General features: G+C 65.5%; 5 protein-coding genes. 4 read left to right on the top strand and 1 reads right to left on the bottom strand.

Going from position 1 to position 6,803, the window contains the following annotated elements:
- The first annotated feature begins 256 nt into the window (after nucleotides 1-256).
- From NKI95_RS22580 to lpdA, 4 genes are all read left to right on the top strand, one after another.
- Complete coding sequence (locus tag NKI95_RS22580; RefSeq protein WP_352466549.1) at nucleotides 257-1,489, top strand: 3-methyl-2-oxobutanoate dehydrogenase (2-methylpropanoyl-transferring) subunit alpha; 1,233 nt, start codon at nucleotides 257-259, stop codon at nucleotides 1,487-1,489.
- Between the two features lie 2 nt (nucleotides 1,490-1,491).
- Nucleotides 1,492-2,505, top strand: coding sequence for an alpha-ketoacid dehydrogenase subunit beta (locus NKI95_RS22575; RefSeq protein ID WP_292665092.1), 1,014 nt, complete (start codon nucleotides 1,492-1,494; stop codon nucleotides 2,503-2,505).
- Nucleotides 2,506-2,516: 11 nt separating this feature from the next.
- Nucleotides 2,517-3,884 (top strand): dihydrolipoamide acetyltransferase family protein, encoded by a 1,368-nt coding sequence (locus NKI95_RS22570; RefSeq protein WP_352719427.1) that lies wholly within the window; start codon nucleotides 2,517-2,519, stop codon nucleotides 3,882-3,884.
- Nucleotides 3,885-4,124: 240 nt separating this feature from the next.
- On the top strand, nucleotides 4,125-5,519 hold the full coding sequence (gene lpdA, locus NKI95_RS22565) for a dihydrolipoyl dehydrogenase (RefSeq protein WP_352719431.1): 1,395 nt from the start codon (nucleotides 4,125-4,127) through the stop codon (nucleotides 5,517-5,519).
- A 167-nt stretch (nucleotides 5,520-5,686) separates the two neighbouring features.
- On the opposite strand, the gene NKI95_RS22560 is transcribed toward lpdA, so the two are convergent.
- Entirely contained in the window at nucleotides 5,687-6,790 is a 1,104-nt protein-coding gene (locus tag NKI95_RS22560; RefSeq protein ID WP_352719426.1) for a saccharopine dehydrogenase family protein, read from the bottom strand.
- Between the last annotated feature and the right edge of the window lie 13 nt (nucleotides 6,791-6,803).

Genomic DNA, 6,803 nt, shown 5'->3' with positions numbered 1-6,803 from the left:
CCGGCAGGACAGAGGGGGGCGAAGGAACTTGACCTAGCGATCTTGTCACCGAAATTCACTCCTCGTGCGCCAGATCAGCCCGGACCATTCGCCAAATTGCGCGCCGGCGCGGAAGATCGACAAGAAATTTCGCCGCCATATCTCCATCCTGTCTGCCGCCGGCAGTAGCCAGCGGCAGCGAAGCCTCGCCCGGCGAATTGGCACTGGTCTGGCGGTGTGCAAATATCGCGCCGGGCAACAGTGGAGGATCGAGATCATGGCCGATGCCGGAATGTTGCGTTTCCATGTTCCGGAGCCGGAGGTGCGGCCGGGCGGAACGCCGGATTTTTCAGACGTGACCATCCCCAAGGCCGGCTCAGTGCCGCGTCCCGAGATCGACGTCGATCCGCGTACCATCCGCGATCTGGCGTTCTCGATCATTCGCGTGCTGAACCGCGCTGGCGAGGCCGTCGGGCCATGGGCCGGCCTGCTTTCCGATGAAGAGCTGCTGGAGGGGCTACGTCATATGGTGACGCTGCGCAGCTTCGATGCGCGCATGCAGATGGCGCAGCGCCAGGGCAAGACCTCTTTCTACATGCAGCATCTCGGCGAAGAAGCGGTGAGCTGCGCCTTCCGCAAGGCGCTGTCGCGGGGCGACATGAATTTTCCGACCTATCGGCAGGCCGGCCTGCTCATCGCCGACGGCTACCCGATGGTCACGATGATGAACCAGATCTATTCGAACGAGGCCGATCCGCTGAAAGGGCGGCAATTGCCGATCATGTATTCGTCGAAGGAGCACGGCTTCTTCTCGATCTCCGGCAATCTGGCGACGCAGTATATCCAGGCGGTCGGCTGGGCGATGGCCTCGGCAATCAGCAACGATTCAAAGATCGCCGCCGCCTGGATCGGCGACGGCTCGACCGCCGAGTCCGACTTCCATTCGGCGCTGGTCTTCGCCTCGACCTACAAGGCGCCGGTCGTGCTCAATGTCGTCAACAACCAGTGGGCGATTTCGACGTTCCAGGGCATCGCCCGCGGCGGCTCCGGCACGTTCGCCGCGCGCGGGCTCGGCTTCGGCATTCCGTCGCTGCGCGTCGACGGCAACGACTATCTCGCCGTCCACGCGGTGGCCAAATGGGCCGCGGAACGGGCGCGCAGCAATCTCGGGCCGACGCTGATCGAATACGTCACCTACCGCGTCGGCGCCCATTCGAGCTCCGACGACCCGTCCGCTTACCGGCCGAAGGCCGAGTCCGATGCCTGGCCGCTCGGCGACCCGATCGTCAGGCTGAAGAACCATCTCATCCAGCGTGGCGTCTGGTCGGACGAACGCCACGCCCAGGCCGAAGCGGAAATCCTTGACACGGTGATTTCGGCGCAGCGGGAGGCCGAGCGCCACGGCACGCTGCATGCCGGCGGCAAGCCCTCGGCGCGCGACATGTTCGAGGGCGTCTATGCCGAGATGCCGCCGCATCTTCGGCGCCAGCGCCAACAGGCAGGGGTCTGACCATGCCGCGGCGGACCATGATCGAGGCGATCCGCGACGCCATGGACGTGTCGATGGCGCGCGACGAACGCGTCATCGTGTTCGGCGAGGATGTCGGTTTCTTCGGCGGCGTCTTCCGCTGCACCCAGGGCCTGCAGGCGAAATACGGCAAGAGCCGCTGCTTCGATGCGCCGATCAGCGAATCCGGCATTGTCGGCGCGGCCATCGGCATGGCCGCCTATGGGCTGAAGCCTTGCGTCGAGGTGCAGTTTGCCGACTACGTTTATCCGGCCTACGACCAGATCGTCTCGGAAGCGGCGCGGCTGCGCTACCGGTCGAACGGTGATTTCACCTGCCCGATCGTCGTGAGAATGCCGACCGGCGGCGGTATCTTCGGCGGCCAGACCCACAGCCAGAGCCCGGAGGCGCTGTTCACCCACGTGTCCGGCCTGAAGGTCGTGGTTCCGTCCAATCCGCATGACGCCAAGGGCCTGCTGATCGCGGCGATCGAGGATCCCGACCCGGTGATCTTCCTGGAGCCGAAGCGGCTCTACAACGGCCCCTTCGACGGTCATCACGAGCGGCCGGTAACGCCATGGTCGAAACATGAGCTCGGCGAAGTCGCCGATGGCCATTACACCGTGCCGCTCGGCAAGGCGGTGATCCGGCGGCCGGGCGCTGCGGTCACCGTGCTTGCCTATGGCACGATGGTCTATGTCGCCCAGGCGGCCGCCGAGGAGACCGGCATCGATGCCGAGATCATCGATCTGAGGACGCTGCTGCCGCTGGATCTCGAGACGATCGTCGCCTCGGTCAACAAGACCGGGCGCTGTGTGATCGTGCATGAGGCGACGCTAACATCCGGCTTCGGCGCCGAACTTTCGGCGCTGGTGCAGGAGAACTGCTTCTACCATCTGGAAGCGCCGGTGGCGCGGGTCACCGGCTGGGACACGCCCTATCCACATGCGCAGGAGTGGGACTATTTTCCCGGTCCGGCCCGGCTAGGCCGCGCGCTCGTCGAAACGATGGAAGCCTAAGGGGGAAGACGATGGGCGAATATGTCATCAAGCTGCCCGATGTCGGCGAAGGCGTCGCCGAGGCCGAGCTCGTCGAATGGCAGGTCAAGGTCGGCGATCTCGTGCGCGAGGATGCAGTGCTTGCCGCTGTCATGACCGACAAGGCGACGGTCGAAATTCCTTCGCCCGTCGATGGCGAAATCGTCTGGTTGGGCGCCGAGATCGGCGACACGGTGGCGATCGGCTCACCGATTGTCAGGCTGAAGGTGGCGGGCGAGGGTAACGTCAAGCCGCCACGGGACGTTGAGGCGGGCGCCAAGCGTGCCCCCACCCCTGACCCCACCCCACAAGGGGGAGGGGGACGCGTCACGGCCGCCAAAGCCGATGCCCCGCCCCCCTCGCTCTCGCCTGAGCTTGCTCCAAGAAACGGGAACGCAGGTGTGGCGCGGACAGAATCCCACTCCCCCTTGTGGGGAGGGGTTAGGGGTGGGGGTACTGCGACGTCCGGCGCGCCGCGCCCCGAGGGCGAAAAGCCACTGGCCTCGCCGGCCGTCCGCCTCAGGGCGAAAGAGGCCGGCATTGACCTTCGGCAGGTCCCGGGAACCGGCCCGGCCGGCCGCATCCAGCACGAGGACATCGACGCGTTCCTGGCACGCGGACCGCAGCTCGCGAAAGTCCTTGGCCTTGCCCGCAACGAGGCGGTCGAGGACATCAAGATAGTCGGGCTCAGGCGAAAGATCGCCGAGAAGATGACGCTGGCCAAGTCGCGCATCCCGCACATCACCTATGTCGAGGAGATCGACGTCACCGCGCTCGAGGATTTGCGCGCCGCGCTCAACAAGGAGAAGCGGCCGGGCGCGGACAGGCCGAAGCTGACGCTGCTGCCGTTCCTGATGCGGGCGATGGTCAAGGCAATCGCCGACCAGCCCAATGTCAACGCGCTGTTCGACGACGAAGCCGGCATCGTCCACCAGCATGGCGGCGTCCATATCGGCATCGCCGCGCAGACGGCTTCGGGGCTGATGGTGCCGGTGGTCAAGCACGCCGAGGCGCGCGACATCTGGGATTGCGCAGCCGAGGTTGTCAGGCTGGCCGAAGCGGCAAAGTCCGGAACGGCGACGCGCGACGAGCTCTCGGGATCGACCATCACAATCACCTCGCTCGGCGCCATGGGCGGCGTGGCGACGACGCCGGTGATCAATCATCCGGAAGTGGCGATCGTCGGCGTCAACAAGATGATGGTGCGGCCGGTATGGGACGGCAGCCAGTTTATCCCGCGCAAAATGATGAACCTGTCCTCCAGCTTCGACCACCGCGTCATCGACGGCTGGGACGCCGCGGTGTTCATTCAACGGATCAAGGCGCTGCTGGAAACGCCAGCGCTGATTTTTGTGGATTGAGGTAATGGGCAGCAGCGCAGAATGAGAACAGTAGCGATCCTTCCCACCCCCCTCTGCCCTACCGGGCATCTCCCCCGCAAGGGGGGAGATTGGCTGCCTTCCCGGCCTTCGCCAATCTCCAATGTCGCAGGAGTAAGCGGGGCGTCGAAGCTGCTGATCTCCCCCCCTTGCGGGGGAGGTGCCCGGCAGGGCAGAGGGGGGTGCTGTCCCTCCAGCTTGCCGAGGAGCTAGAGCGACATGATGAAGGAAATCTCCTGCAAGCTGCTCGTCATCGGCGCCGGTCCCGGCGGCTATGTCTGCGCCATCCGCGCCGGGCAACTTGGCATCGACACGGTGATTGTCGAGGCCGGCAAGCCCGGCGGCACTTGCCTCAATGTCGGATGCATCCCGTCCAAGGCGCTGATCCATGCGGCCGAAGAGTTCGAGAAGCTCTCGCACATGGCCGGCGGCAAAAGTCCACTCGGCATAACGGTCGCAGCACCATCGCTTGATCTCGCCGCGACCATTGCCTGGAAAGATGGCATCGTTAGCCGGCTGAACAACGGTGTCGCCGGCCTGCTGAAGAAAGCGGGCGTGAAGACGGTGCATGGCTGGACGACATTTCGCGACGGCAAGACCGTTGCCGTCGAGACCGAGATCGGCATGCAGGTGATCCGCGCCGAAACGGTGGTGATCGCGACCGGCTCGGCGCCGGTCGAACTGCCATCGCTGCCATTCGGTGGGCCGGTGATTTCGTCGACCAAGGCGCTGGCGCTGAGCGAAGTTCCGGAGAGGCTGGCGGTGGTCGGCGGCGGCTATATCGGGCTGGAACTCGGCATCGCCTTTGCCAAGCTGGGCGCCAAGGTGACCGTGGTCGAGGCGTTGCCGCGCGTGCTGGCGCAATACGATGCGGAACTGACCCGGCCGGTGGTGAAGCGGCTGGCCGAACTCGGCATCGAGGTGCTCGTGAACGCCAAGGCCAAGGGGCTGTCCACTAAGCGCGACGCGCTGCTGGTCGAGACGAATGGCGGCAAGAACGGCAAGATTGCTGCCGACAAGGTCCTGGTCACGGTCGGTCGGAAGCCGGTGACCGAAGGCTGGGGGTTGGAGCAGATCGACCTCGACATGGCCGGACCCTTCATCCGCATCGATGACCAGTGCCGCAGCTCGATGCGTGGCATCTTTGCCATTGGCGACGTCACCGGCGAGCCGATGCTGGCGCACCGGGCGATGGCGCAAGGCGAAATGGTCGCCGAGATCGTCGCCGGCCACAAGCGCAGTTGGGACAGACGAGCGATCCCGGCCGTCTGCTTCACTGATCCGGAGCTGGTCACCGCGGGCCTGTCGCCGGAAGAGGCAAAGACCCGTGGCGAGATCAAGGTCGGGCTGTTTCCCTTCGCCGCCAATGGCCGGGCGATGACGAAGTTGGGCGAGGACGGATTCGTCCGGGTAGTAGCGCGGGCGGACAACCATCTGGTGCTCGGCATCCAGGCCGTCGGCCAGGGCGTGTCGGAACTGTCGACGGCGTTTGGGCTGGCGCTGGAGATGGGCGCGACGCTGGAGGATATCGCCGGCACCATCCATGCCCATCCGACACGGGGCGAGGGTTTTCAGGAAGCGGCGTTGAAGGCGCTGGGGCGGGCGGTGCATGTCTGAGGGCAGGTGATCTCCCCCCTTGAGGGGGAGATGGCCGGCAGGCCAGAGGGGGTCGGTTCGACTGGATGCGACCTCCCTTTGCGATAGATGGAGGTTAGCGCTTTACGCGAGGCGACCCCCTCTGTCGCCTTCGGCGACATCTCCCCCTCAAGGGGAGATTACGCAGCTCACCCCGCAAGCCGGCTAACCATCTCGTGCTGCGCATAGGCGCGGCCGAATCGGTTGGCTAGAAACGCGTCGAGCGCGATGTCCTCCTGCTTGATGAAGCCCTTTGCCGGCAAGGTGCCGTCGGCGAGCATGTCGAGCACGGCGCAGATGGCGGACGCCGTGGTGATTTGGATGGCGCTGCGCACCGTTTCGCCGACACGCCTGGCGTAGATCTTGTTGGCGTAGGTTTCCTGCAGCAGACGGCCGTTCTTGCGGCCGCTGACGGTGACGAAGACGATGACCACGTCCTGCAGCGTCGCCGGCAGGGCGCTTTCGAAAATGTCCTTCAGCACGTCGCGGCGGTGGCGCAGGCCGAGATCGTTGAGCAGCGCCTTCATGATCGCGGCATGGCCGGGATAGCGGATGGTGCGGTAGTTCAGCGTCCGCACCTTGCCTTTCAGCGTTTCGGCCAGCGTGCCCAGCCCGCCCGAGGTGTTGAACGCCTCGTAGGTGACGCCGTCGAGCGAGAACTCCTCGCGCTCCTCGAGCGGCGGCACTTCGACCAGCTCGCCTTCGACGATCGCCTCGCAAGGCTCGCAATATTCGTTGATGACGCCGTCGGTGCTCCAGGTCAGGTTGTAGTTCAGCGCATTCGACGGGTATTGCGGCAGAGCGCCGACCCGCATGCGCACGCCTTCCAGCGTGTCGAAGCGGCTGGCGAGATCGTTGGCGACGATCGAGATGAAGCCCGGCGCCAGCCCGCATTGCGGGATGAAGGCGCTGCTGCCGGAACGCGCCAGCTCCTTGACCCGCCTGGTGCTGACGACGTCCTCGGTCAGATCGAGATAGTGCACCCCGGCGCTGGCCGCCGCCTCGGCGATGCGCGTCGTCAGATGGAAGGGCGCGGCGCTGAGCACGGCGAACTTGCCGGCCAAGGCCGCTTCGAGGGTGCCGGCGGCCTCGATGTCGAGTTCCAGCGTCTCGACCGTTTCAGGCAGTTCGGCCGCGCCAAGCTGCGCCGCCGAGCGGTCGACGAGCGTGACATGGTAGTTGCCCGTGGAAGCCAGCATCTCGGCAATGGTCGAGCCGATCTTGCCGGCGCCGACGACAATGATTTCCTTCATGACCGGTCCCTCG

It is taken from the genome of Mesorhizobium sp. M0306, assembly GCF_040321655.1.
Lineage (GTDB): Bacteria > Pseudomonadota > Alphaproteobacteria > Rhizobiales > Rhizobiaceae > Mesorhizobium.
The sequence above is the reverse complement of the archived record's forward strand: the minus strand, read 5'-3'. Positions and strand labels throughout refer to the sequence as shown.

Excerpts from the sequence above, each read along its gene's own strand:
- NKI95_RS22575 (WP_292665092.1), top strand. The coding sequence starts at position 1,492 with ATGCCGCGGCGGACCATGATCGAGGCGATCCGCGACGCCATGGACGTG.
- NKI95_RS22570 (WP_352719427.1), top strand. The coding sequence starts at position 2,517 with ATGGGCGAATATGTCATCAAGCTGCCCGATGTCGGCGAAGGCGTCGCC.
- NKI95_RS22580 (WP_352466549.1), top strand. The coding sequence starts at position 257 with ATGGCCGATGCCGGAATGTTGCGTTTCCATGTTCCGGAGCCGGAGGTG.
- lpdA (WP_352719431.1), top strand. The coding sequence starts at position 4,125 with ATGAAGGAAATCTCCTGCAAGCTGCTCGTCATCGGCGCCGGTCCCGGC.
- NKI95_RS22560 (WP_352719426.1), bottom strand. The coding sequence starts at position 6,790 with ATGAAGGAAATCATTGTCGTCGGCGCCGGCAAGATCGGCTCGACCATT.